At 37.9% G+C, this 25,001-nt stretch carries 22 protein-coding genes; 16 read left to right on the forward strand and 6 right to left on the reverse strand.

What is annotated here, in order from left to right; genetic code table 11:
- The first annotated feature begins 386 nt into the window (after positions 1-386).
- The 10 genes from kduI to ACFJGY_RS12445 all read left to right on the forward strand — a co-directional run bounded on the left by kduI (position 387) and on the right by ACFJGY_RS12445 (position 11,145).
- Complete coding sequence (kduI, locus tag ACFJGY_RS12400; RefSeq protein ID WP_379964353.1) at positions 387-1,223, forward strand: 5-dehydro-4-deoxy-D-glucuronate isomerase; 837 nt, start codon at positions 387-389, stop codon at positions 1,221-1,223.
- A 2-nt stretch (positions 1,224-1,225) separates the two neighbouring features.
- Positions 1,226-2,011 carry a gluconate 5-dehydrogenase gene (locus ACFJGY_RS12405; RefSeq protein ID WP_379964355.1) on the forward strand — a complete coding sequence of 262 codons (786 nt, stop codon included), beginning with the start codon at positions 1,226-1,228 and terminating at the stop codon, positions 2,009-2,011.
- A gap of 37 nt (positions 2,012-2,048) precedes the next feature.
- The gene (gene uxaC / locus ACFJGY_RS12410) at positions 2,049-3,458 is read left to right on the forward strand and encodes a glucuronate isomerase (RefSeq protein WP_379964357.1); all 1,410 of its coding nucleotides are present in this window, start codon (positions 2,049-2,051) and stop codon (positions 3,456-3,458) included.
- Positions 3,459-3,726: 268 nt separating this feature from the next.
- Complete coding sequence (locus tag ACFJGY_RS12415) at positions 3,727-4,074, forward strand: cupin domain-containing protein (protein WP_379964359.1); 348 nt, start codon at positions 3,727-3,729, stop codon at positions 4,072-4,074.
- A 13-nt stretch (positions 4,075-4,087) separates the two neighbouring features.
- A complete protein-coding gene (locus ACFJGY_RS12420) occupies positions 4,088-5,092 on the forward strand; it encodes a sugar kinase (RefSeq protein ID WP_379964361.1) in 1,005 nt (334 codons plus the stop codon).
- A gap of 10 nt (positions 5,093-5,102) precedes the next feature.
- Positions 5,103-5,552, forward strand: a complete 450-nt coding sequence (locus tag ACFJGY_RS12425; protein ID WP_379964362.1) for a YhcH/YjgK/YiaL family protein — start codon at positions 5,103-5,105, stop codon at positions 5,550-5,552.
- A 7-nt stretch (positions 5,553-5,559) separates the two neighbouring features.
- Entirely contained in the window at positions 5,560-6,225 is a 666-nt protein-coding gene (locus ACFJGY_RS12430) for a bifunctional 4-hydroxy-2-oxoglutarate aldolase/2-dehydro-3-deoxy-phosphogluconate aldolase (protein ID WP_379964364.1), read from the forward strand.
- Positions 6,226-6,259: 34 nt separating this feature from the next.
- Positions 6,260-7,699 carry an MFS transporter gene (locus ACFJGY_RS12435; protein WP_379964366.1) on the forward strand — a complete coding sequence of 480 codons (1,440 nt, stop codon included), beginning with the start codon at positions 6,260-6,262 and terminating at the stop codon, positions 7,697-7,699.
- 357 nt (positions 7,700-8,056) lie between these two features.
- A complete protein-coding gene (locus tag ACFJGY_RS12440) occupies positions 8,057-9,514 on the forward strand; it encodes a tagaturonate reductase (protein ID WP_379964368.1) in 1,458 nt (485 codons plus the stop codon).
- Positions 9,515-9,534: 20 nt separating this feature from the next.
- Positions 9,535-11,145: a UxaA family hydrolase gene (locus tag ACFJGY_RS12445; RefSeq protein ID WP_379964370.1), complete on the forward strand. Its 1,611-nt coding sequence runs from the start codon at positions 9,535-9,537 to the stop codon at positions 11,143-11,145.
- Positions 11,146-11,208: 63 nt separating this feature from the next.
- Here ACFJGY_RS12445 and ACFJGY_RS12450 read toward each other — a convergent pair whose 3' ends face one another.
- From ACFJGY_RS12450 to ACFJGY_RS12460, 3 genes are read right to left on the reverse strand one after another with little or no spacing between them, the layout of a single operon-like run.
- On the reverse strand, positions 11,209-11,544 hold the full coding sequence (locus tag ACFJGY_RS12450; protein ID WP_379964372.1) for a nuclear transport factor 2 family protein: 336 nt from the start codon (positions 11,542-11,544) through the stop codon (positions 11,209-11,211).
- Positions 11,545-11,551: 7 nt separating this feature from the next.
- Positions 11,552-12,463 carry a helix-turn-helix domain-containing protein gene (locus ACFJGY_RS12455; RefSeq protein ID WP_379964374.1) on the reverse strand — a complete coding sequence of 304 codons (912 nt, stop codon included), beginning with the start codon at positions 12,461-12,463 and terminating at the stop codon, positions 11,552-11,554.
- 13 nt (positions 12,464-12,476) lie between these two features.
- Positions 12,477-13,286 (reverse strand): SDR family oxidoreductase, encoded by an 810-nt coding sequence (locus tag ACFJGY_RS12460; protein ID WP_379964376.1) that lies wholly within the window; start codon positions 13,284-13,286, stop codon positions 12,477-12,479.
- A gap of 163 nt (positions 13,287-13,449) precedes the next feature.
- Between ACFJGY_RS12460 and ACFJGY_RS12465 the strand changes: the two genes are divergently transcribed.
- Positions 13,450-14,391, forward strand: coding sequence for a helix-turn-helix domain-containing protein (locus ACFJGY_RS12465; RefSeq protein WP_379964378.1), 942 nt, complete (start codon positions 13,450-13,452; stop codon positions 14,389-14,391).
- Between the two features lie 84 nt (positions 14,392-14,475).
- On the forward strand, positions 14,476-15,234 hold the full coding sequence (locus ACFJGY_RS12470) for an SDR family NAD(P)-dependent oxidoreductase (RefSeq protein WP_379964380.1): 759 nt from the start codon (positions 14,476-14,478) through the stop codon (positions 15,232-15,234).
- 104 nt (positions 15,235-15,338) lie between these two features.
- Here the strand turns inward: ACFJGY_RS12470 and ligD are convergent, their stop codons facing one another.
- The 3 genes from ligD to ACFJGY_RS12485 all read right to left on the reverse strand — a co-directional run bounded on the left by ligD (position 15,339) and on the right by ACFJGY_RS12485 (position 18,766).
- A complete protein-coding gene (gene ligD, locus ACFJGY_RS12475) occupies positions 15,339-17,201 on the reverse strand; it encodes a DNA ligase D (RefSeq protein ID WP_379964382.1) in 1,863 nt (620 codons plus the stop codon).
- 65 nt (positions 17,202-17,266) lie between these two features.
- Positions 17,267-17,878 carry a DNA polymerase ligase N-terminal domain-containing protein gene (locus tag ACFJGY_RS12480; RefSeq protein WP_379964384.1) on the reverse strand — a complete coding sequence of 204 codons (612 nt, stop codon included), beginning with the start codon at positions 17,876-17,878 and terminating at the stop codon, positions 17,267-17,269.
- 108 nt (positions 17,879-17,986) lie between these two features.
- On the reverse strand, positions 17,987-18,766 hold the full coding sequence (locus tag ACFJGY_RS12485) for a Ku protein (RefSeq protein ID WP_379964386.1): 780 nt from the start codon (positions 18,764-18,766) through the stop codon (positions 17,987-17,989).
- Between the two features lie 166 nt (positions 18,767-18,932).
- Between ACFJGY_RS12485 and ACFJGY_RS12490 the strand changes: the two genes are divergently transcribed.
- The 4 genes from ACFJGY_RS12490 (at position 18,933) to ACFJGY_RS12505 (ending at position 24,984) form a co-directional block, all read left to right on the forward strand.
- The gene (locus ACFJGY_RS12490; RefSeq protein ID WP_379964388.1) at positions 18,933-19,439 is read left to right on the forward strand and encodes a pyridoxamine 5'-phosphate oxidase family protein; all 507 of its coding nucleotides are present in this window, start codon (positions 18,933-18,935) and stop codon (positions 19,437-19,439) included.
- 120 nt (positions 19,440-19,559) lie between these two features.
- Positions 19,560-20,588, forward strand: coding sequence for a ligase-associated DNA damage response exonuclease (locus ACFJGY_RS12495; RefSeq protein WP_379964390.1), 1,029 nt, complete (start codon positions 19,560-19,562; stop codon positions 20,586-20,588).
- Positions 20,589-20,843: 255 nt separating this feature from the next.
- The gene (locus ACFJGY_RS12500; protein WP_379964392.1) at positions 20,844-22,424 is read left to right on the forward strand and encodes an ATP-dependent DNA ligase; all 1,581 of its coding nucleotides are present in this window, start codon (positions 20,844-20,846) and stop codon (positions 22,422-22,424) included.
- Between the two features lie 103 nt (positions 22,425-22,527).
- On the forward strand, positions 22,528-24,984 hold the full coding sequence (locus tag ACFJGY_RS12505) for a ligase-associated DNA damage response DEXH box helicase (RefSeq protein ID WP_379964394.1): 2,457 nt from the start codon (positions 22,528-22,530) through the stop codon (positions 24,982-24,984).
- The last annotated feature ends 17 nt before the right edge of the window (positions 24,985-25,001 follow it).

Consider the following 25,001-nt stretch of genomic DNA (forward strand, 5'->3'; position numbering starts at 1 on the left):
AAGTAAAATTCTACTACAATTTCAAAACTTGTTATCATTAACAAATAAAAATTAATTAATAAACTGATTATCAATGCTATAAATAATTAAACTCAAAAGTATTTAGCAATTTTGAAATTTAAGCAACAAAATTTAAAAAATTGCACAAAAATGACTTTTAAGTAAAGAAATATTGCAACGAATTTGATCAAAAAAAATAGAAACATAAGGTAAATTTAAAAATAAAACTCTGTTTTACAATACTTTACGATTTATTTCAATTTTTACTTTCTCAGTTAAAATTTATATATATATTTACAGAAATTATTTCTTGTGCCAAAAAGTGCAATTATTAATGCAATCGATTACACAGAATTAATTATTTGTTCATATTATATAATCTAAAAATGATTCAATCAGAATTCCGATATGCGCATCATCCGAACGATGCCAAAAATTACACAACAGAAGATCTTAGAAGAGAATTTCTTATCAATGATCTATTCGTAACAAATCAAATCAAACTGGTTTATACAATGTACGACCGTTTAATAGTTGGTGGAATAATGCCTGTTGATCAAGTTTTAACATTAGAAACTATTGACGAACTGAAAGCACCTTACTTCCTTGAAAGAAGAGAATTAGGTATCATCAATGTTGGTGGAAAAGGAAAAGTAACCGTTGACGGAACAGTTTACGAACTTAATAATAAAGAGGCCTTATATATAGGAAAGGGAAATAAAGGAGTAACATTCGAAGCTGCAGACGGCGAACAACCATATTTCTATATCAATTCTGCACCAGCGCATCACGCTTTCCCAACTAAGAAAATTACAAAAGCTGAAGCTGAGATCGTAGAATTAGGCGATGCAAAATATGCAAACAGAAGAACCATCAATAAATTAATTGTGAACAGCGTTTTGGAAACTTGTCAGCTTCAAATGGGAATGACGGAATTGCACGAAGGAAGCGTTTGGAACACAATGCCTTCACACACACACACCAGAAGAATGGAAGCTTATTTCTATTTCGATTTGGAAGAAGGGCAAACGGTTTCACATTTTATGGGACAACCTACAGAAACACGTCACATTTTCCTAAAAAACAGAGATGCAGTAATCTCTCCGGAATGGTCTATCCACTCTGGTGTTGGAACTTCCAACTATAGTTTTATCTGGGGAATGGCAGGAGAAAATATGGATTACGGCGATATGGATGCTGTAAAAACTGACGAATTAAAATAATTATGACAAATTTATTCGACTTAACAGGAAAAGTAGCTTTAATCACCGGTGGAACGCACGGTCTTGGTTTGGCAATGGCAGAAGGTCTGGGATCGGCAGGTGCAGAACTTGTGGTGACCAGCACTACGCCATCCAAATTGGAAGAAGCTATCAAATATTATCAATCAAAAGGTTTCAAAGCAACAGGTTATATTTTTGATGTGACCGACGAAAAAATCGCTGCTGAAAAAGTAGCAGAGATCGAAGCGAATCACAAACAGATCGATATCCTTATTAATAATGCAGGCATCATCAAAAGAGTACCCGCTTTGGAAATGGAAGTTTCTGAATTCCGAAAAGTGATCGACGTAGATTTGACAGGACCTTTCATTATGTCACAATTGGTGGCGAGAAGTATGATCAAAAGAAGATCCGGAAAAATCATCAACATCTGTTCTATGATGAGCGAATTGGGTCGTGACAACGTTGTAGCTTACGCTTCTGCAAAAGGCGGACTGAAAATGCTGACCAAAAATCTGGCGACAGAATGGGCAAAACACAACATCCAGGTGAACGGAATCGGTCCCGGATATTTTGCAACGTCTCAAACAGAACCGATCAGAGTGGATGGAAATCCTTTCAACGAATTTATCATCAGCAGAACACCGGAAGGCCGTTGGGGAAATCCCGAAGATTTGGCTGGAACGGCTATTTTCCTAGCTTCAGAAGCAAGTCAATTCATCAACGGACAAATCATCTACGTTGATGGCGGAATTTTGGCAACCATCGGAAAACCTTCAAACGAATAAACATTCATAATTAATAATTTATCATTAATAATTAAAAATGAGTACACTTACAAAACCTTTCATCACAGATACATTTTTATTGAAGAATAGATTCGCTGAAGAGTTGTATTTCAATTTTGCAGAAAAACAGCCGATCATCGATTATCACAACCATTTGCCTCCAAAAGAGATTGCAGAAAACCGTCAGTTCGAGAATATCACTCAGGTTTGGATTGGTGGCGACCATTATAAATGGAGAGCCATGAGAACGATGGGCGTGAACGAAAAATTAATTACCGGAGACGCTTCTGACAAAGAGAAATTTGCAGCTTGGGCAAAAACAGTTCCCAATACTTTGAGAAATCCATTGTTTCACTGGACACATTTGGAATTGGCAAGATACTTTGACGTTTACGATTTGTTAAGCGAAAAAAATGCAGATCAGGTTTACGAAAATGTATCAGCTCAACTTCAGACGCAGGAGAAATCTGTTCACGGCTTGCTGAAAATGAGAAATGTCGAAACGGTTTGTACCACAGAAGATCCAATTGACACTTTAGAATACCATCAGACAATCAAAAAAAATAACATCGGAATCACGGTGAGCACAGCTTTCCGTCCGGACAAAGCGATTTTGATTGATAATGAAGATTACAATTCCTACATCGATAAATTAGGCGAATCTGCAGGAATCGAAATCAATTCTTACAAGGATGTACAGGATGCGCTAATCAAAAGAATAGAATACTTTCACGCCAACGGATGCAGATTGTGTGACCACGGATTAAACAACATTTCTTTTGAAACGTTCACAGATTCGGAGATCAATTCGATCTTTGAAACTAAGAGAAAAGGAGAAACTCTGACACCTCACCAAATTGAGCAGTTCAAAACAGCAATTTTGTTGTTTTTGGGAGAAACTTACCATTCTTTGGGTTGGGTTCAGCAGTACCATTTAGGTGCTTTGAGAAACAACAATGCAAGAATGTTGAAGGTTTTGGGACCAGATACAGGTTGGGATTCCATCGGAGATTTCAGTCAGGCAGCGAATCTTTCAAAGTTCCTGAACACTTTGGATTCCAAAGATAAATTAACCAAAACAATCATCTACAATTTGAATCCTGCCGACAACGAAATTATGGCAACAATGATCGGGAATTTCAATGACGGTTCTGTAAAAGGAAAAGTACAATTCGGTTCCGGATGGTGGTTTCTCGACCAGAAAGATGGAATGGAAAAACAACTGAACGCCCTTTCCAATATGGGATTAATCAGCACATTCGTAGGAATGTTAACCGATTCCAGAAGCTTCCTTTCGTTCCCAAGACACGAATATTTCAGACGTGTATTGTGTAACCTTTTAGGAAACGAGATCGAATCCGGCGAACTTCCGGAAGATATGAATTTAGTAGGAAAAATAGTGTCAGACATTTGTTATAACAATGCAAAAGACTATTTCAGTTTCTAAATAAGGACAATAATTTGGGCAGCTTAATCCGCCTTCCACTCCCAAACCTAGCGGAGTGGTTCGACGAAGTCAATCTTTTTTGCACACGATTTCAATTTAAATAGAAATTGAATATCAGCAAAAAAGGATTTCCGTTCAAGTCGGGCTGCGAGTGATTGAAATTAGAAACTTATTTAAGCGAAGCGGCTTTGTGAAACTTAAAACAGTCAATAAAATAAAAACTTTGTGACCTTTGTGTTCAAAACAACATTTAGTTTCAGAAAAAAAAATGAAAACAGAACAAACATCAAAAATATTCTACAAATCCGATTCCACAGAATGGGAAAAAATAGATGATTACATCGACCGCCAGATCGTTGGTTACGACGATTCTGTAATGATGGTCAACGTTCGTTTCAAAAAAGGCGGAATTGGTTACAAACACAAACATCCTCACATTCAGGTGACCTATGTTGCAGAAGGAAAGTTTGAGGTGAATATTGGCGAAGATATTTCAATCCTGAAAAAAGGGGATTCTTTCCTCGTTCCTTCCAATATCATTCACGGCGTAGAATGTATGGAAGACGGAATTTTGGTGGATGTTTTCAGCCCACACAGAGAAGATTTTATTAAATAATAAAGATAAATTAATGGGCAAAGTAGTAAGCTTTGGAGAAGTGATTATGCGATTGTCACCTGCCAACAACAGGATGATGAAGCAAAGCAACGAGATGGAATTCTTTTTCGGAGGTACAGAACTGAATGTTGCGGCATCGCTTGCAACAATGGGTTGTGACGTAAAACACGTGAGTGTAGTTTCTGACGATTTCGTTGGAGAATCAGCATTAGCTTCCATCAAAAGTTATGGAATTGACACCACTCACATTGCAAAAAACGAACATCCGTTGGGATTATATTTCTTGGAAGTTGGTTCATCTGTTCGTGCTTCCAGAATTGCTTACAACCGATTGAATGGCTCTTTTGCCAACATCAATCCAAATCAGATTGATTGGGAAAAAGCTTTAGAAGGCGCAGATTATTTTCATTGGACAGGGATTTCTCCGGGAATTTCGGAAAGTGCTTACATCGCTTTGAAGAAAGGTTTACAAGTAGCTAAAGAAAAAGGCGTTGAAATCACAGCAGACCCAGCTTACCGTTCCAACCTTTGGAAATACGGAAAAGAAGGCTTCGAAGTTTTGAAAGAATTGGTCTCCTACTCTACTATTTTCATCGGTGGCGTAAATGAAATCAACGAAATTATCGGAACAAAATTCTCTTCCGACAAAGACAGTTTCATCGAAGCTTGTAAGGAGTTTCAGAAGCAGTTGCCTTCCATAAAAAAGATATTTGACAAAGTAAGAGTCGGCGCCAGTGCAAGTACGCAGGAAACCCAAGGAAGAGCTTGGTCAAACGAAACGTACTTCGAATCTGAGCCAATCGAAATCCTCCAAGTTGTTGACAGAATCGGAACCGGCGATGCTTTCGCAGCAGGTTTGATTTACGGTCTATTAAACTTCGATGATGAAACCGCACTTAAGTTCGGAAACGCTGCTTGTGCTATTAAACATACAGTTCCAGGGGACATTAACCATTGCAGTGCTTCCGATATTCTGGATGTAATGAATGGCGATAAAGGCGGAAGAATAAAGAGATAATTTAGAAATAATGATTATAGATACATTAGAAAACGCTTCTCAGTATTTTTTGCTGAATCCATTATTTGAAAAAGCTTTCGACTATTTAAAAAACAAGAATTTAGATTCTTTGGAAGTTGGCGTTACAGAGATTCAGGAAGGTCTTAGAATGATTGTTTTTGATGAAAAGGCCAAAACAAAAGAAGAAAGTCTTTCCAAATTCGAGTGTCATAATCAAAATATTGATATTCAAATTTGTCTGAAGGGGATAGAAAATATTGGTTGGAAACCAAGGCAGAAATGCACAGACCCAATCGGAGAATACAATGCAGAAAAAGATGTTCTTTTTTACAATGATAATCCGGATATGTTTTTCCAGTTAAACGATAATCAGTTTGCTATTTTTTATCCAAATGATGTCCACGCACCAATGATTGGAGATGGCTTCATTAGAAAAATAGTTTTTAAAGTAAAAATTTAAGAAAAAAATGACAAAAATTCAATTAGTTACAAATGCAATCATCGAGCAAGGGCTTTTGCCTTTGTATTACAACGCTGACGAAACAGTAACTTTAGAAATATTAAAAGCACTTTACAAAGCCGGAATCCGTGCTGTAGAATATACAAGCAGAGGCGAATTTGCCTTGAGCAATTTTACAAAAATGGTAGAACTCAGAAATGAGGAAATGCCAGGAATGCTTCTCGGAATTGGAACGATAAAAAACATGAAACAAGCTGAAGAATATGAAAAAGCAGGCGCAGACTTCTTTATCAGTCCAGGATTTGTACCGGAAGTTGCAGAATTTTTGATCTCAAAACATTTGCTTTACAGCCCGGGTTGTATGACGCCAACGGAAATCATCACGGCAGAAGCTGCTGGTGTAACTTTCGTGAAGTTATTCCCGGGAAATGCTCTCGGAGCCGGATTTATGAGCGCGATAAAAGACGTTTTCCCAAATCTGAAATTTATGCCAACAGGTGGCGTTAATACAACCAAAGAAAGCATCGAAAGCTGGTTTAACGCAGGCGTTTCTGCTGTCGGAATGGGAAGCAAATTAGTAAGCAAAGAATTAATGGCAACAAAAGATTACGCCACCATCGAAAACGAAACGATAAAGGTTTTAGAGATCATCAAATCGATAAAAGCTTCTTAAAATAAAAAACACAAACAAACCAAACCAATTTAAAATGAATCAAACCATAACGCCTAAGCAGACCAATTACAGATGGGGAATTTGTGCCCTTCTTTTTGCTGCAACAAGTATCAATTATCTGGACAGACAGGTACTTTCTTTGACTTGGAAAGATTTTATCCAGCCGGAGTTTCATTGGAATAATAATGATTACGGAAATATCACCGCATTATTCTCCATTTTCTACGCTGTCAGTATGTTGTTCGCAGGTAAGTTTGTGGATTTTATGGATACAAAGAAAGGTTTCCTTTGGGCAATCGGCGTTTGGTCGCTTGGTGCTTGTTTACACGCTTATTGCGGGATTGCTGCATCAGGAATTTTAACAGGACATTGGCTTGTAGGATTTGAAGAATCAAAAGAAATTATCAAAACTGTAGATAACGTGGCTTTAGTTGGCAGCACAAGCGTGATGCTGTTCATCTTTGCACGCTTTGTGTTGGCTGTTGGAGAAGCAGGAAATTTCCCCGCTGCTATCAAAACTACGGCAGAATATTTCCCTAAGAAAGACAGAGCTTTGGCAACAAGTATTTTCAATGCCGGAGCGGCTGTTGGTGCTTTATCTGCGCCTTTAATTATTCCAAGAATAGCAGAAAGTTTCGGTTGGGAAATGTCATTCATCATCATCGGTATTTTAGGATTCGTTTGGATGGGATTCTGGGTTTTCATTTATAAAAAACCGGAACACAACAAGAAAATGAGTGTTTCCGAATTACAATACATCCAGCAGGATCACGGTTTGGAAGAGGAAGCGGACAAAGACAAAAAAGTATCATTCGCACAGTGTTTCAAATACAAACAGACCTGGGCATTTGCTTTCGGGAAGTTTATGACAGATGGTGTCTGGTGGTTTTATATGTTCTGGACTCCGGCTTACTTAAGTTCAGTTTATGGAATCAAATCCAATGACGGCGTTGGTCAGGCAGCAATTTTCGTCCTTTATACTATCACATTACTATCAATTATCGGAGGTTGGCTGCCATCCTATTTCATCAATAAAAAAGGAATGGATCCTTATGCAGGAAGAATGAAAGCGATGTTGATCTTCGCGTTTTTCCCGCTTTTGGCCTTGATTGCACAGCCTTTAGGCGTTTACTCTTTCTGGTTGCCGGTCATCATCATTGGAATTGCAGGAGCAGGACATCAGGCTTGGTCAGCAAATATTATGTCAACCGTTGGCGATATGTTCCCGAAAAAAGCAATTGCCACAATCACCGGAATTGGTGGAATGGCGGGTGGAATCGGATCATTGATTATCAACAAGGGATCTGGTGTTCTATTCGATTTTGCAGGAACAACGCAGATGGAATTTATGGGATTCAAAGGAGAAGAAGCTGGTTACTTCATTATATTTTCAATCTGTGCCGTGGTTTACCTCATCGGTTGGGTGGTGATGAAATCATTGGTTCCGGTTTACAAACCAGTTACGGATCTATAAAATAAAAATTATGGCAGCTATTTCCGCCTTCCGCTCCCAAACCTAACGGAGTGGTCCGACGAAGTCAATCTTTTTGCAGAAGATTTCGGCCTAAATAGAAATCGAAGTCAAAGCAAAAAAGGATTTCCGCTCAAGTCGGGCAGCGAGTGATTCGAATCAAAGAAAGCTTGTATAAGCGAAGCGGCTTTATCTCAATTTCTTATTGATTTTTAAAAGAATCGATGATTACGCAAAAGCGAATTGTGAAACTTAAAACAGTGCAATAAATAAAAACTTTGTGAACTGAGTGTTCAAAACAACAGTTGGTAAGAAAAAGAAAACCTTCACAAGGTTCATCAAAATTTAAAGAATAAAGAAATGGAATATCAAACAAAAGAAAAACTAAACCGTGAAAACTCAGATCTAACTGAGAAACTTCCTATAAAATTTTTACAATTCGGAGAAGGTAACTTCCTCCGTGCATTTGTTGATTATCTGATTGACAAAATGAACAAAGAAGCAGGCTTTAATGCTGGTGTGGCTGTTATACAGCCAACTGTCGGCGGACTTGTGGATATGCTGGAAGAGCAAAATAACCTATATACACTTTTCGTAAGAGGTGTAAAAAAAGGACAGATCGTGGATGATCAGAGAGTAATCTCAGCAATCCAAAGATCACTAAGTCCTTACGCCAATTATCAGGAATATCTTGATCTGGCAAAAGGTGAAGAACTTCAGTTTATTTTATCAAATACAACAGAAGCCGGAATTGCTTTTGATGAGTCCGAAGCTACTCTGGAAGCCGGACCTCACAAGAATTTCCCTGCAAAAGTAACTGCTTTCCTTTACGAAAGATTCAAACATTTCCATGGTGCTGAGGACAAAGGTCTTCACATCATTCCCTGCGAATTGATCGAGAATAATGGATTGACACTTAAAAAATACATTCTTCAATATGCTCAACTTTGGAATCTTGAAGAAGGATTCTCTGCTTGGGTAGAAAACAGCAACTATTTCCACAACACGTTGGTGGACAGAATCGTTCCTGGATATCCAAGAGAGGAAAAGAATGAATACGAAGCCAAATTTGGTTATGATGACAGCCTGATGGTAGTTTGCGAAGCATTCCTACTTTGGGTAATCGAAGGCGATGACAAGTTGAAAGCTTTAATTCCTTTCGACAAAATAGACGATCAGGTTTTGATAGTAAAAGACATCACACCATACAGAACCAGAAAAGTAAGAATCCTGAACGGTGCTCACACAGCAATGTTGGCATTCTCAATCCTTGATGGAAAAGAAACTGTGAAAGAAGCAATCGATGCGGAATTCGCTGGGAAATTCATTTCTGATACGGTTTACAATGAGATTATCCCAACTCTTGACCTTTCAAAAGAAGAGTTGACGGCTTTCTCAGAAGAAGTTTTTGACAGATTCAGAAATCCGTTTTTGAAGCATCAGCTTTCGAGTATTGCATTGAACTCTGTTGCGAAATTCAAAGTGAGAGTATTGCCAAGTTTGTTACAATATGTTGAAGACAAAAAAGAATTGCCAACCAATCTGACTTTCGCTCTTGCAGCATTGATCAGATTCTACCAAGGAGAATTCAACGGAAAAATGCTTCCAGTAATGGATGACGCACCTGTTTTGGAAAGATTCAAAGAGATCTGGTCTAACAATGATCTTGGAGAGGTTGTAGAAGCAACTTTATCCGAAACAAGTTTCTGGGATACAGACCTAACGCAGGTTCCTGGATTAACAGAAGCTGTGACAAAAGCCTTGAAAGAAATCGATGCCAACGGAATCGAACAAGGTTACAAGAATTTTATTAAGTAATTTTTAAAGATTTAGAAATTATGAAAAAAGTATTAAAAGTAAATCCAAAAGACAACGTAGTCGTTGCGCTGATGGATCTTTACGCTGGCGAAATCGTTGATCTCGACGGAACGCTTTACAACGTTTTAACGGATACAAAAGCAAAACATAAATTTGCCGGAGAGCATTTTGAAGCCGGCGACCAGATCATTATGTATGGTGTTGTGGTTGGAAAAGCCAATCAGACCATCCAAAAAGGTGAAGTGATCACAACTGAAAACGTAAAACACCAAAGTGAACCGGTTTTCAAAAAGACTGGAGATCTTGGTTGGACACCACCAAATGTTGATAAATGGAAAGACAAAACTTTCAATGGATACCATCGTTCTGACGGACAAGTAGGAACCAAAAATGTCTGGTTATTCTTCCCATTGGTCTTTTGTGAAAACAAAAATATCGAGAAGTTAAAAGACATTTTCGAAAATGAATTATTGCCTAAGAAAGAAGTTTCTTATAAAAATTTCCTTCGCTCACTGATTGAAGAAAAAAGCGTGGAAGACGTTGTAGACAATTCACGAAATGAAAATCTTCTGGATAATATCGAAGTGAAATTCATCAATCACCAAGGTGGTTGTGGCGGAATCCGACAAGATTCGGAATTGTTGGCAAAATTGCTAGCAGGCTATGTGAACAACCCGAATGTGGCTGGTGCAACGGTTTTGAGCTTAGGTTGCCAAAATCTTCAGGTTGATATTTTTCAAAATGCTTTGAAAGAAATTAGCCCGAATAACGATAAAGAGATCTTGGTCTTCGAACAACAAAAGATCGGAACAACGGATCAAATGTTCCAGATGGTGATCAAAGATTCTTTTGAAGCTATTAAAAGAGCGAACCAAATCACACGTCAACCTGCGCCGGTTTCAAAGATCAGTATCGGTTTAGAATGTGGTGGATCCGATGGATTCTCAGGAATATCAGCCAATCCAGCTTTAGGAGTTGTCTCTGATATTTTTGCCGCATTGGGCGGAAAAACGATATTGGCTGAGTTCCCGGAATTGTGTGGTGTAGAGCAGGAATTAATGAACCGATGTGTGGATGAAGAAAAAGCAGACAAATTCTTGACCTTGATGAAAGCTTTTGAAAAATCCGTTGTAGATGCAGGTTCAGGATTTGATATGAATCCGTCACCAGGAAATATTAAAGATGGCTTGATCACTGACGCAATGAAATCTGCCGGTGCTTCCAAAAAAGGAGGAACTGCGCCAATTGTAGATGTTTTGGATTACGGCGAATACATTTCAAAATCGGGTCTGAATCTATTAAACACGCCAGGAAATGATGCAGAATGTACAACAGGATTGGTAGGAGCCGGCGCAACAGTCGTTCTATTCACGACAGGTTTAGGAAATCCGATGGGAAATCCAATCGCACCGGTTGTGAAAATATCTTCCAATACAACGACTCGAAATAGAATGTCGGACATTATCGATATTAATGCAGGAACCGTGATTACGGGCGAAAAAAGCATTCAGGAAGTTGGTGAGGAAATCGTAGATTATATTATTGAACTGGCAAGCGGAAACGTGGAAACGAAAGCAGACCAATTGAAACAGGATGTATTTATCCCTTGGAAACGAGGGGTTTCATTATAATTTTTTGAATTTTTAAGGTTTTTATTTAAGGGGCATTCTTTTCGGAGAGTGCCCTTTTTTTATTTAATGAATCAAATCTGCTTTTAAAAACTCAATTTTATCGTCTTTAAAAACAAAATCAAAGCTCCCGCCAATTTTACCTTCCGGAAAATCGCCGGTGAATTCTACTTCCAGATAAGCTGAATTTTCTCTAATATCCAATTTTATCAGTTCTGTCTGAGTTTTGTATCCGATAAAATAACTTACAAAATAGTTTCTAATTCCGTCGTGTCCTAAAAATTTTCTTCCAACCGATGGGTCATCTAAAATAGCATCTTCAAGATAAAATTCAAGATATTTTTCGGTGTCGTAACTGTTGCTGACTGCAATCCAATTTTTGATAAAAGTTTCTGTGTTCATTATAAATTTAGTTATGATAAAAACTTTGCTTGAATTCTACAGGCGTCTGACTGGTCTTATTTTTAAATAATTTGTTGAAAGACTGCGGATGCTCAAAACCAAGCTGATAAGCAATTTCTGCCACAGAAAGCTGAGTGGTTGTAAGGTAATCTTTTGCTTTTTCGATGAGTTTTTCGTGGATGAGCTGTTGTGCGTTTTGTCCGGTTAATGACCTCAACATATCACTCAGATATCTTGGCGAAAGACTGAGTTCGTGCCCTAAAAATTCGACGGTTGGCAGACCATTATTCAAGCCTTTTTCTTCATTAAAATAATCACCTAAAAGCTCTTCAATCTTTGAAAGTAAATCATTATTGACAGCTTTTCTGGTAATGAATTGTCGCTTATAAAAACGATTGCTGTAATTGAGCAAAACCTCTATGTGCGAAATAATAACATCCTGGCTGAAATCATCAATCGTGTTACTCAGTTCTTCCTTAATATTATCAAAAACAGAGAAAATCGTCTGCTTTTCCTTATCCGATAAAAACAAAGCCTCGTTTGCTGAATAAGAAAAGAATCCAAAACTTTTAATCCGCGTTGCCAGTGAATAATTCCTAAGAAAATCCGGATGAATCAAAAGCGTCAAACCTTCATATTGAACATCATCTGAACTTGTGGAAAGCAATTGATTCGGAGCCGTAAAAACCATTCCGCCTTCATCAAAATCATAATAGCCTTGTCCGTAACCCATTTTACCCTTCAATGTTTTTTTGAATGATATTTTGTAGAAATTAAACAGAAAATGCTGATTCAGAAACGCTTCGTCCACAATCATATTTTCATTTTGATTAATGCTTATAAGCGGATGAACTGGTTTTCCAAAACCAAGCATCTCGTGAAGCTGAGAGATAGAATCTACTTTTATCGGGTTATTCATCTTTCTATTTTTTTTAATTGATTAGATCTCCAAAAACCATCTGTTTCATCTCCTGAACTGCCGCTTCTGAACCGATTTCCAAACGGCGGTTGTAAAGTTGATTTGCAAATTCTCCCGTCACATAACGCAACTGATTTTTCCCATCTGTCGCCGCCTCGTACACGACATCAGCAATCCATTCCACAGGTTCAAAATTATCAGGATTCATCAGTTCAAATAATTTCTGCATTCCGTCTTCATAAGCGGGATGATTCGCAACGGCTAATGATTCTCCTGCAAAATTAGTTTTAATTCCGCCCGGTGCAATGGTTTTGATGCCAACATTATGCAAAGCCAGTTCAAAAGACATACTTTCGCTCCAGCCTTCCAAAGCCCATTTTGTAGCGTGATAAAGCGAATCCAGAGGGAAAGTCAGCAGTCCGCCAATGGATGTTGTGGTAATGAACAATCCGTTTCTATTTTTTCTGAAATAAGGAATGAAAGCCTGCGTTACACGGATTACGCCAAGTAGATTGGTATCCAACTGTTTCACGATTTGCTCGTCTGTCAAAGCTTCCAAAGCACCAATCAAACCATAACCTGCGTTGTTGAAAACGACATCAATCGTATGAAGTTCAATTGCTTTTTGTATTGTTTCCTGAATCTGATCAAGGTTTGTAACATCCAGCGGGAGCAAGGTTACATTTTCTAATTGAGAAAGTTCTGTTTCCTTTTCCGGACGTCTCATTGTTGCGATGACGTTCCAGCCATTTGACTGAAATAATTTCGCTGTAGCTTTCCCCAATCCTGAAGAGGCACCTGTGATAAAAATTGTTTTTTTCATTTTAAATTTTGTTTTAAATTTTATAATACAAATGTCCGCAGAAGGGAAAATGTAAATGTTGCCAAAATGAGTTTGGTTGTATCCGAAATGACGAAAGTAAGATATATCAACTCTTTATTATTAGAATTAAATTCAATCCCGTATCTTTGATTTTTACAACAATATGAGTTCGATTACTATCAAAGAATTTTATCAGGATATCTTGGGAGAATCTTGTCCGGACATCAATCAGTTCCTGAATGAAAACATTCACAAGGACATTGGTCATTTTAATATTTTTGATATTTCTGAAATCTCCAGAAACTGTACCTCGAAAACCGAAATGCCTTACAACAGGAGAACTTACTACAAAATAAGTCTGATAAACGGCAGAAATAAAGTAGAATATGCCGATAAAACTATCGAAATTGAAGATTGCGCCGTTCTTTTTGCATCGCCGAGGATCCCTTACAATTACACACATCTTTGTACAGAGCAATCGGGACATTTCTGTGTTTTTACAAAAGATTTTTTGCCGGCTTCGAAGGTTGGTTTGGAATTAGATCACCTTCCGGTTTTCTCCCCTCAGAGCGATTTTATATATCAAATTTCGACTGAACAGTTTCATCAATTTGAAGCAATTTTCCTGAAAATGCATCAAGAAATAAAGTCTGACTATATTTACAAATATGATTTGCTGAGAAATTACGTGATGGAATTGATTCATTTTGGACAAAAATTAAAACCGATTCAACCTCTCGAAAATAACAAAACTGCCGCTTCCAGAACTACAACCCTATTCATTGAGCTATTGGAAAGACAATTTCCTATTGAAAATATCAGCCAGCTTCTGCAACTGAAAACGCCGGCAGATTTTGCCGGAATCTTGGGTGTTCACGTCAATCACCTTAACCGGGTTCTGAAAGAAACTACAGGAAAAACAACAGGCGAAATCATCGGAAGCCGGATTTTTCAGGAAGCAAAAATATTATTGACACAAACGCAATGGAATATTTCTGAAATCGCTTTCACATTGGGTTTCGAAGAAGTAGCGCATTTTTCTAACTTCTTTAAAAAATACAGCAGACAATCGCCACAACATTATCGCGAATTATTGATTGTTTGATTTTCACAAATTTTAATTTGATTTATGCAAATAAGCTATTGTGTTTATTTTCCAACTTTGTATCATTAACTAAAACAATAAAAAATGGCAAGTAAAATAGCATTAGTGACAGGCGGAAGCCGCGGACTTGGTAAAGATTCAGCTTTACAATTAGCAAAAAAAGGATTTGACCTCATCTTAACTTATCAAACAAAAAAAGAAGCGGCAGACGAAGTGATAAAAGAAATTGAATCAATTGGACAAAAAGCATTTGCTTTACCTTTGGATATCTCTACAACTGCAGGTTTTGACGAATTTACAACGAAAGTAAAAGAAATTTTGGACACACAATTTTCTTCTGCAAAGCTGGATGCATTGGTAAACAACGCAGGAATCGGAATCACAGAAAGCTTTGAAACTACTACTGAAGAAACTTTGGATGCAATGACGAATATCCATTTCAAAGGTCCTTATTTTTTAACACAAAAACTTTTACCATTGCTGAATGACGGAAGCAGCGTTGTAAACACTTCATCTGGCTTGGCAAGATTCTCATTTGCAGGATATTCTGCTTATGGTGCAATGAAAGCGGCAATAGATTCTTTGTCAAGATATCAGGCTTTGGAATTGGGAAGCAGAAAAATAAGAGTGAACTCTATTGCTCCGGGCGCGATTGAAACTGATTTTGGCGGCGGTGCTGTTCGCGATGTTTCAGATTTGAACAAATATTTGGCTTCCGAAACTGCTTTAGGAAGAGTTGGTCTGCCGGATGATATCGGAAGTGTGGTTGCATTTCTTTGTTCAGACGATTCCAAATGGATTAACGGTCAAAGAATCGAAGCTTCCGGAGGTTTTAAATTATAAGTGAATTAAAAATAAATTAAAAATCCCATTCGACAAGTTGTTGAGTGGGATTTTTTGTGTGAGGGATAGAAGCGTATCCTTTTGTGTAGCTTAGGCGGAAGAATTTATCCTTCCAGTTTCTTAATGACTTTCAACATATCAATTCCCTTTCCAAGAACAGGTTTGAATAGATCGCCTTTTTCTTTTAACCGTTCCAGAGCATTATGAATATTGAAATCTGTTGGTTTCAATCCGCTTTTCACTTCATCCCATTCCAGAGGCATCGAAACCGTTGCGCCTTTTTTGGGCCGAAGACTGTAAACACTTGCCAAAGTCTGTCCACGGCGATTCTGGAGATAATCCAGATAGATTTTGTTCTTGTCTCTTTTTTGAAGGCTTCTTTCTAATGTTGTAATATCAGGTAATTTTTGCTGAACCATCTGCATTAGCAAGTGTCCAAAATCCTTGACTTGATCATAGTTATATTTGGCGCCCATCGGAATATAAATATGAATTCCTGAACTACCGGAAGTTTTCGGAATACCTTTTATTCCTGCCAAATCTAAAACTTCTTTCACAGCCAAAGCCGTTTCTATCACATCTTCAAATGTGTTTTTATCTGATGGGTCAAGGTCTAAAACCAAATAATCCGGAAAGTCAGCTTTAGGTAGTCTGCTTGTCCAGACATTCAGCTCGATGCAGCCAAGATTGTTGAGATAAGCCATCGTTTCCTTGTCATTACAAATGATGTAATTGATATACTTATCACTGCTTTCTGAGAAAACTTTCTGTATTTCTATCCAGTCAGGTGTTTCTTCGGCGGCATCTTTCTGATAAAAACTGAGACCGTTGATTCCGTTGGGAAAGCGGTTCATAGATTCTGGCCTGTTTTTAAGATGAGGGAGAATATATTTGGAAATACTTTGATAATAATCAATCACATCGCCTTTGCTGACATCGTCGTCCGGAAAATAGATTTTATTCTGATTTGTAAGTTTCAGTTCCTTTTTTCCAATTTTTTTATTGATATCATTTTTTGTAGTTCTTGTTTTTGGTTCGGCTTTTTTCACAATTTCATTTTTTGATTTATTTTCAGAATTGAATTCTACATCTTCCGGTTTTATATCATCCCGAAGTCGTAGGAAAACAGGATGCCTGTAAACGTGATCTTTGGTAATTTCTGTAAATTTGATTTCAGCAACCAGTTCAGGTTTTACCCAGGTTGCTTTGGCATTGGTTTTCGGCGTGATTTTGAAAACCGATTTTTCAGTGATCAGCGGTTCCATTTTTTCGTGTAGCTCGGAAAGAATCTTATCATTAAAACCAGTTCCCGTATGACCACAGAAAACCATTTCGCCATTCAGATATTTTCCTAATATCAGAGAACCAAATTTCTTTCTTGCACCTTTTGGTTCCGTAAAACCACAGATAATTGCCTCATCGGTTTGATTGATTTTGATTTTCAGCCATTCCGAACTTCGTACACCTTCTCTGTAAGTGCTGTCTGTTTTCTTGGCGATAATTCCCTCTAAACCAAGATCATTTGCTGCCTGAAAAAAATCTTTCCCGTTTTTCAGAACGTGATCGGAAAACTGGATGATTTCATTTTGAACCAAGGCATCTTTCAGAAGTTCTTTTCGCTGAAGATAAGTGAGATCTTCCGTCGAATGTCCGTTCAGCCAAAGTAAATCGAAAACCTGAAAGATCAAAGCCAAATCAGGATTATCGCCAATTCTCTGAAGCCATTGAAAGTTCGGTTTTCCTTTGTCATCGTACGCAACGATCTCACCATCAAGGATCATCTCGTGTTCCTGAAGTTTCAGCGCATTCGCCACTTTTTTGAATTTTTGAGAAAAATCGAGCCCGTTTCTGGAGTATAATCCGATAGAATCATTCCTTAAATCTGCGATGGCACGATAGCCGTCCCATTTTATTTCGAATGCCCAATCTTCGTCATCAAAGGCTTTATCAGTAGTTTTACACAACATCGGCACAATGAAATCCGACAGTTTTTTCTCGCCGGAAAGTGCTGGTGTGTAATTTTTAAAATGCTTTATGCTTTCGGAGGCGGTATTTTTTTTTTACTGTCTTTCTCGCCGAGATAAGCCGTTACTTTTGAGTTTTTTGAAGTATGTTCTTCTGCATCATAATCTTCAGTGACTGCAAAATCATCTTTATGTTTGATTAGAAGCCACGCATTATCATCTTTCGGATTTTTAATTTTGACTAAGGCAAATTCGCCTTTCAATTTCTTTCCGTGAAGAATGAATTTCAAAGATTGTTTGTGTAATTCTGCACGCATCACGAGATCATCGGTTTTGCCTTTTAATTTTTCGATGGGTTCGTAGATTCCTTCATCCCAGATTTCAACTTCACCAGCACCATAATTTCCTTTCGGAATCGAGCCTTCAAAAGTTCTGTAGTCATAAGGATGATCTTCCACCATCATCGCCAAACGTTTGTCAGAAGGATTAAGAGACGGACCTTTCGGGACAGCCCAGCTTTTCAAAACGCCTTCCATTTCCAATCTAAAATCGTAATGCAATCTCGACGCAGCGTGCCTTTGAATTACGAATTTCAGTTTTTTACCGCTCGCCTTTTCCTTTCCACTCGGTTCTGAAGTTTCTTTGAAGTTCCGTTTTTTGTTGTAATCTTCGAGTGCCATTTTTGTTTTAGAGTATTTGAGAGTTGTAGTGAATTTGTACTTTGTCAGGCTGTGGTTCTCGAAGCCTTTTCACTGTGATCTTTTGCTTTTTTTCTTGTATCTTTTTTTCTATCCGGCTTTTTTCTTTTTGCCTTCGAGACTGGCTTTCAGCATTGCCATAAGATCGGTTGTTTTGCCTTCCGGTTCTTTGGTTTCAGTCAATTTTACTTTTTTACCTTTTGCTTTTTGTTTGATGATTTTCAGTAAATCTGCGTTGTAAGTGTCTTTATATTTAGTAGGATCGAAAGTACTTGCCAAAGATTTTATTAATGCTTCCGCCATTTTCAGTTCATCAGGTTTTGGCGCACTTCCGGCAGGGATTTTCAAGTCTTCATAACTTCTCATCTCTTCTGGATATCGCATTCTGTTGACCATCAATATTTTATCATCATAAGGACGAATCAGACAAAGAATTTCACGTTCTCTCAAAATAAAAGAACCAATTCCTGCCATCTTGGTTTTCATTAATGATTTTAATAATAATTTATACGCCGCTTCTCCATTCTTCTGTGGTTCAAGGAAATAAGGCGTTTCAAAAAGCGCAGAGTCAATTTCATCTTCTTTCACAAATTGAGCAATGCTGAGGACTTTTGATTTTTCCGGACTTGCCGCAGCGAAATCTTCATCATCAAGGACAATATATTTATCTTCAAGCTTGTAACCTTTCACGATATTTTCCCAAACAACTTCCTTTCCTGTTTTCTCATTCACTCGCTTGAATTTGATATTACTCATATCCTTACTATCCAGCATATCCAAATCCAAAGTGCTGGAGTCTGTTGCCGAATAAAGTTTGATAGGAATATTAACAAGTCCAAATCCAATTGCGCCATTCCAGATTGCTCTCATAATTCAGTTTTTAAATTAAAATTAATAATGATTAATTGTTATTGAGTTTCTAACAATAAATATTCCATCATCAAAAATTTTAAAATTTGATTAATAATCGAATCTCAATCTTTTAGCACATTATTTGTAACTGCTACAGAAATCAAACACTAAAAAATAAAATATTATGTCTACAAAAGATTTAACCAATCAGGAAGCAATAGAAAAAATCAAGGAACTGTCGGAAAAAGCAAGAATCTGTATGTTCTGTACAGAATTGGACAGATTGCCGGTCAACTCCAGACCAATGGGATTACAGGAAACTGACGAAAACGGAAATCTATGGTTCATCAGCAGCGAAACAAGCAACAAGAATTTCGAAATCAAAGAAGACAAACGTGTTCAGCTCTACTTTATGAACAACAGCGACTCGGAATATCTATCAATCTTCGGCGATGCTTACATTTATAAAGACAAATCCACCATAGAGGACAAATGGTCGCCAATGGCAAATGCGTGGTTCGACGGAAAAGATGACCCCAATGTTTCCATCATCAGAGTTGAGCCAAAAGAAACTTATTATTGGGATACAAAAGCCGGTAAATTGGTTAGTTTGTTAAGTTTTGCAGCAGCTGCAATCAGCGGAAGTAAAACCGATAATTCTGATGGTGTAGAAGGAAACGCAACGATTTAGTCTAAAATCAAAACTATAGAAATCTCCAACAATAAATGTTTATTGTTGGAGATTTTTTTCAGGATTAATGAAAGAAAAACAATTGGTCAGCTTTTTGAATCATTAAAAAAAATCAATTCTTTGAAACTCATCACATTCACAAACAAAGGTATATATTGTCCACAGGGAAAATTCTATATTGACCCTTGGCGACCTGTTGATTTTGCTGTCATCACGCACGGACACGCAGATCATGCGCGATGGGGAATGAAAAAATACCTTTGCCATCATTTCACAAAACCGATTTTACACCAAAGAATTTCTCCTGACATCGAATGTCAGACCTTACAATATGGCGAAGTTTTGGACATTAATGGTGTGAAACTTTCTCTACATCCCGCTGGCCACATTATTGGTTCTGCTCAGATTCGCTTGGAATACAAAGGTTATGTGAGCGTGGTTTCAGGAGATTATAAAGTTCAGGATGATGGTTTGAGTACACCTTTTGAACTGGTAAAATGCAATGAATTCGTCACTGAAAGTACGTTCGGACTTCCCATTTACAATTGGCTGGAAGTTCCGGATTTGAATAAAAGACTTCAAAATTGGGTTTTAAGAAATCAGGAAAATCAGAAAACCTCTGTTTTCATCGGCTATTCTTTAGGTAAAGCCCAGCGGATTATGAAAGCTGTAGAAGGAATGGGGAAAATCCACGTTCACTACTCTATTGGGAAATTGAATAAAGCCTTTGAAGAAGTCGGAATTGTACTTCCAGACTATGAAGTTCCCGATTTCAGGGAAAGTATCAAACACGTTGCAGGTGGTATTGTCATTGTTCCACCGGCTTTGCTGGATAGCAATGTAATTAAAAAAATCCCTGACGCCGCAACAGCGATTTGTTCCGGCTGGATGCAGGTTCGCGGTGCCAGAAGATGGCGAAGTGCTGACGCCGGTTTTCCGATGAGCGACCACGCTGATTGGAAAGGTTTATTGCAAGCTATAAAAGCAACCGAGGCAGAAATCGTTCACGTAACGCACGGACAAACCGAAGTTTTTTCCAAATATCTGAATGAACTAGGAATTAAATCTGATGTTGTGGAAACTTTGTATGGAGACGATGATGAAGAAATAGTTGAAAAGGAAGTTGTAGCAGATAAGAAAGAGGAGTAAATCAATTTTGAATAAACGATTAAGATTTTTGAAACCTTGAAGGTTGAAAGCTCCGTAGGAGCGACACTTAACAGTTAGTTATAAACATCAATTTGCTCGCAGCCCGACTTGAGTGGAAATCCTTTTTTTGCATCAAATGAAACTTCAATTAGAGACAAAAACGTCTTGCAAAAAAAGATTGACTTCTTCGAACCACTCCGTTAGGTTTGGGAACGGAAGGCGGATTAAGCTGCCCAAATAAATGAAAATAAAGCAATGAAAAATTTCGCAGAACTTATTAACGCCCTTGAGAGCACCAACAAGACAAATGCTAAAATCGATGCTATCATCGACTATCTTGAGCGTGCGCCGGATGATGATAAATTGTGGTTTATCGCCCTGTTTACGGGAAAAAGACCCAAGCGAAATGTCAATACGAATTACATGAAAGAATGGGCGTTGGAAATTACGCAATTGCCGTTTTGGTTGTTTCAGGAAAGTTATTCGTCCGTTGGTGATTTGGGCGAAACATTATCATTAATTCTTCCTCCGCCGACCGAAAAAATTGAAAAAACTTTGTCTGAATGGATGACGGAAATTATTGGTTTAAAAACAAAAACCGATGCCGAAAAAAAAGAATTTGTTCTCAATTCGTGGAATGGTTTGGATTATACGGAACGCCTGATTTTCAATAAATTATTGGGCGGAAGTTTCAGAATTGGGGTTTCCGGAAAGACTTTGATTAATTCTTTGACCAAATTTTCCGGACAGGAAGCCAGCACATTAATGCACAGTTTGATGGGAAAATGGCAACCTGATGAAGTTTCGTTCAAAGAATTGATTTCAGCCGAAAATATCAATCCGGATAACTCAAAACCCTACCCTTTTTGCCTCGCTTATCCTTTGGAAAAAGAGTTGGAAGATTTGGGAAAACCCGATGAATGGCTCATTGAATATAAATGGGATGGAATCCGTGGACAAATTATCCGCAGAAATGATGAAGTTTTCATCTGGTCGCGTGGTGAAGAATTGGTCACGGAACAGTTTCCCGAAATTTCCGAAACCGTTCAAAATATGAAAGGTAATTTCGTTATCGATGGTGAAATATTAGCAGTAAAAGATGATAATGTTTTAAATTTTAACGAATTACAGAAAAGACTCAACCGAAAAACATTAACCAAGAAAATGCTTACAGAAATTCCGATAGAAGTTTTTGCATACGATATTTTGGAACTCGAAGGAACTGATTTACGGGAAAAACCCATCTCTGCCAGAAGAGCAATGCTGGAGGAATTATTATTAAATGAAGAATCAAAAAACATCAAGATTTCCCAAGCCATTGATTTCGAAGATTGGAGCAAATTGGATTTAATCAGAGAAAATTCAAGGGATATTAACAGTGAAGGTTTGATGCTGAAACAGAAAAATTCGCATTATCACTCTGGTCGAAAAAAAGGTGATTGGTGGAAATGGAAAATCAGTCCGCTGACGATCGATGCGGTCTTGATTTATGCTCAAAAAGGAAGCGGACGACGAAGCGCTTATTACACCGATTACAGTTTTGCCGTGAAAAGTGGCGATAAACTGGTTACGATTGCCAAAGCCTATTCCGGATTGACCGATAAAGAAATAATGGAAGTCAGTAAGTTTGTGAACAAAAATGCGATTGAAAAATTCGGTCCCGTTCGTACCGTGAAAGCTGAATTGGTTTTTGAAATTGCGTTTGAAGGAATTGGTTTCAGCAACCGACATAAAAGTGGTGTTGCATTGCGTTTCCCAAGAATCTTAAGATGGCGGAAAGATAAAACCGTGAATGATATTGATGATATTGAAGAGATTAAAAAACTAATACAGTAATGCTTCGACTCCGGTCAACATAAAAATGTTAATACTAAATGTTTTTAGTGATGGCAGTCTGAGCGGAGTCGAAGACTTTTAAGAAGTAAGCAAAAAATATAATTTGAGCAACTACGAAAATACCGAAGGCTTCAGAATCATTCAAAACTGGATGACGGAAAAAGGCAATTCGCCATTCAGATTTCAGGTTGATACATGGAAGAAGTTTGGCAGTGGTTACAGCGGAATGGTTGTGGCTCCAACGGGTTTTGGAAAAACTTTTTCGGTATTTTTAGCTTTAATTTCAGATTTTCTGACTTTTCCTGATAAGTACAAAACAGGGCTGAAAATGATCTGGATCACGCCACTTCGTTCGCTTTCAAAAGATATCGCCAAAGCAATGCAGGAATCGATTGACGAGATTGGTCTGGATTGGGAAGTCGGCGTAAGAAATGGTGATACAGATCCAAAAGTAAGACAACAACAAGTGAAAAATATGCCTGAAATTCTTGTTGTTACACCTGAAAGTCTGCACTTACTCTTAGCACAAAAAAATCATCAGCGATTTTTCGCCAATATGCATTGTGTTGCAGTTGATGAATGGCACGAATTGCTAGGTTCAAAACGTGGCGTAATGGTAGAATTGGGAATCTCGCAACTCTTTCATTATGTTCCGAAACTAAAAATCTGGGGAATTACGGCAACCATCGGAAACCTGGATGAAGCGGAGGAAGTTTTGATTCCTTATGACATTAAAAAAACAAAAATTACCGCCAAAGAACATAAGAAAATTGACATTATTTCTGTCTTTCCGGATGAAGTTGAACTTTTGCCCTGGGCAGGACATCTTGGACAAAAATTGGCGGATAAAGTGGTTCCGATTATTCTGGAATCTAAATCGACCATTGTTTTTACTAATACAAGAAGTCAGAGTGAAATGTGGTATCAGCTTTTACTCAATGCATATCCTGATTTTGCCGGACAAATCGCCATTCATCACAGTTCGATTGATGCCCATTTGAGAATCTGGATTGAAGAAAATTTAAGTTCAGGAAAATTGAAAGCCGTTGTTTCCACCTCATCTTTGGATTTAGGAATTGACTTTAAACCCGTTGATACTGTGATTCAAATTGGTTCTGCAAAAGGCGTTGCAAGATTTTTACAACGTGCAGGACGAAGCGGCCACTCCCCTTTCGAAACGTCGAAAATCTTTTGTGTTCCGACGCATTCATTAGAATTAATTGAAGTTTCGGCATTAAAAGAAGCTGTGAAACAAAAGGTTATCGAGCCTCGTGAACCTGTTGTTTTGTGTTTCGATGTTTTGGTTCAGTTCCTGATGACTTTGGCAGTTGGCGATGGGTTTTATCCTGATGAACTTTATGAAAGAATCAAAAAAGTTTATACTTTTCAGGAAATCCGGGATGAGGAATGGAAAGCGATGGTAGATTTTCTCACGATTGGCGGAAGTGCGTTGAAAAGCTACGAAGAATATCACAAAGTTGTCGTGATGGAAGACGGTCTGCACAAAGTCACTTCACGAAAAATCGCAATGCTTCACCGGATGAATATGGGAGCAATTGTGAGCGATGCAATGCTGAAAGTGAAATTTATTTCCGGCGGTTATATTGGGATGGTTGAGGAATATTTTATTTCAAGACTTAAAAAAGAAGAGAAATTTATCCTGGCCGGTCGGGTTTTGGAAGTAGCGATGATTAAAGATATGACGGTTTTTGTCCGGGCTTCCAAAGGAAAAGCAATGGCTCCGAGTTATCTTGGTGGAAGATTGCCTTTAAGTTCAAACCTAGGACACTTTTTAAGAGAAAAATTATCCGGAGCGTTGAATCCTAAAGCTTCTGAAAAAGAGTTGAAATTTCTGCATCCGCTTTTAGCCAATCAGGAAGAACGTTCGCACATCCCAAGAGAAGATGAATTTTTGGTTGAATTGATTAAAAACCGGGAAGGTTACCATTTGTTTATGTATCCTTTTGAAGGCCGTCTGGTACACGAAGTAATGGCCGCGTTGATTGCTTACCGGATTTCAAAACTAGCTCCGATTTCGTTTTCGATGGCGATGAATGATTATGGTTTTGAGTTGTTCAGTGACAAAGAAATTCCTTTAAAAGAAGAAAATTTAGATAAAATTCTGACTCGGGATAATCTGATGGTTGATGTGATTTCGAGTATTAATTCGGCGGAGATGGCAAGACGGAAATTTCGGGATATTGCGGTGATTTCCGGAATGGTGATTCAGAATTTTCCCGGACAGCAACGTTCGAATAAAGCATTGCAAAGCTCTGCAGGATTGATTTTTAAAGTTCTGGAAGATTATGACCCAAACCATTTTCTAGTGAGACAGGCTTACACCGAAGTTTTCAATATGCAGCTTCAGGAACAGAGATTAGTTGAAGCTTTTAAACGGATTGAAAAATCTAAAATTATTTTGAAATTTGCCAATACTTTTACACCTTTGAGTTTTCCTATTAAGGTTGACAGTTTGAGACAGACTTTGACAAGTGAAAATCTGGATGTGAGGATTCAGAAACTGATTAAGCAATCCGGGAGAAATATTAAGGATGATTAAATTCCAACAATCGTCTT

The sequence above is a fragment of the Epilithonimonas sp. UC225_85 genome (assembly GCF_042695135.1).
Taxonomy (GTDB): domain Bacteria; phylum Bacteroidota; class Bacteroidia; order Flavobacteriales; family Weeksellaceae; genus Epilithonimonas.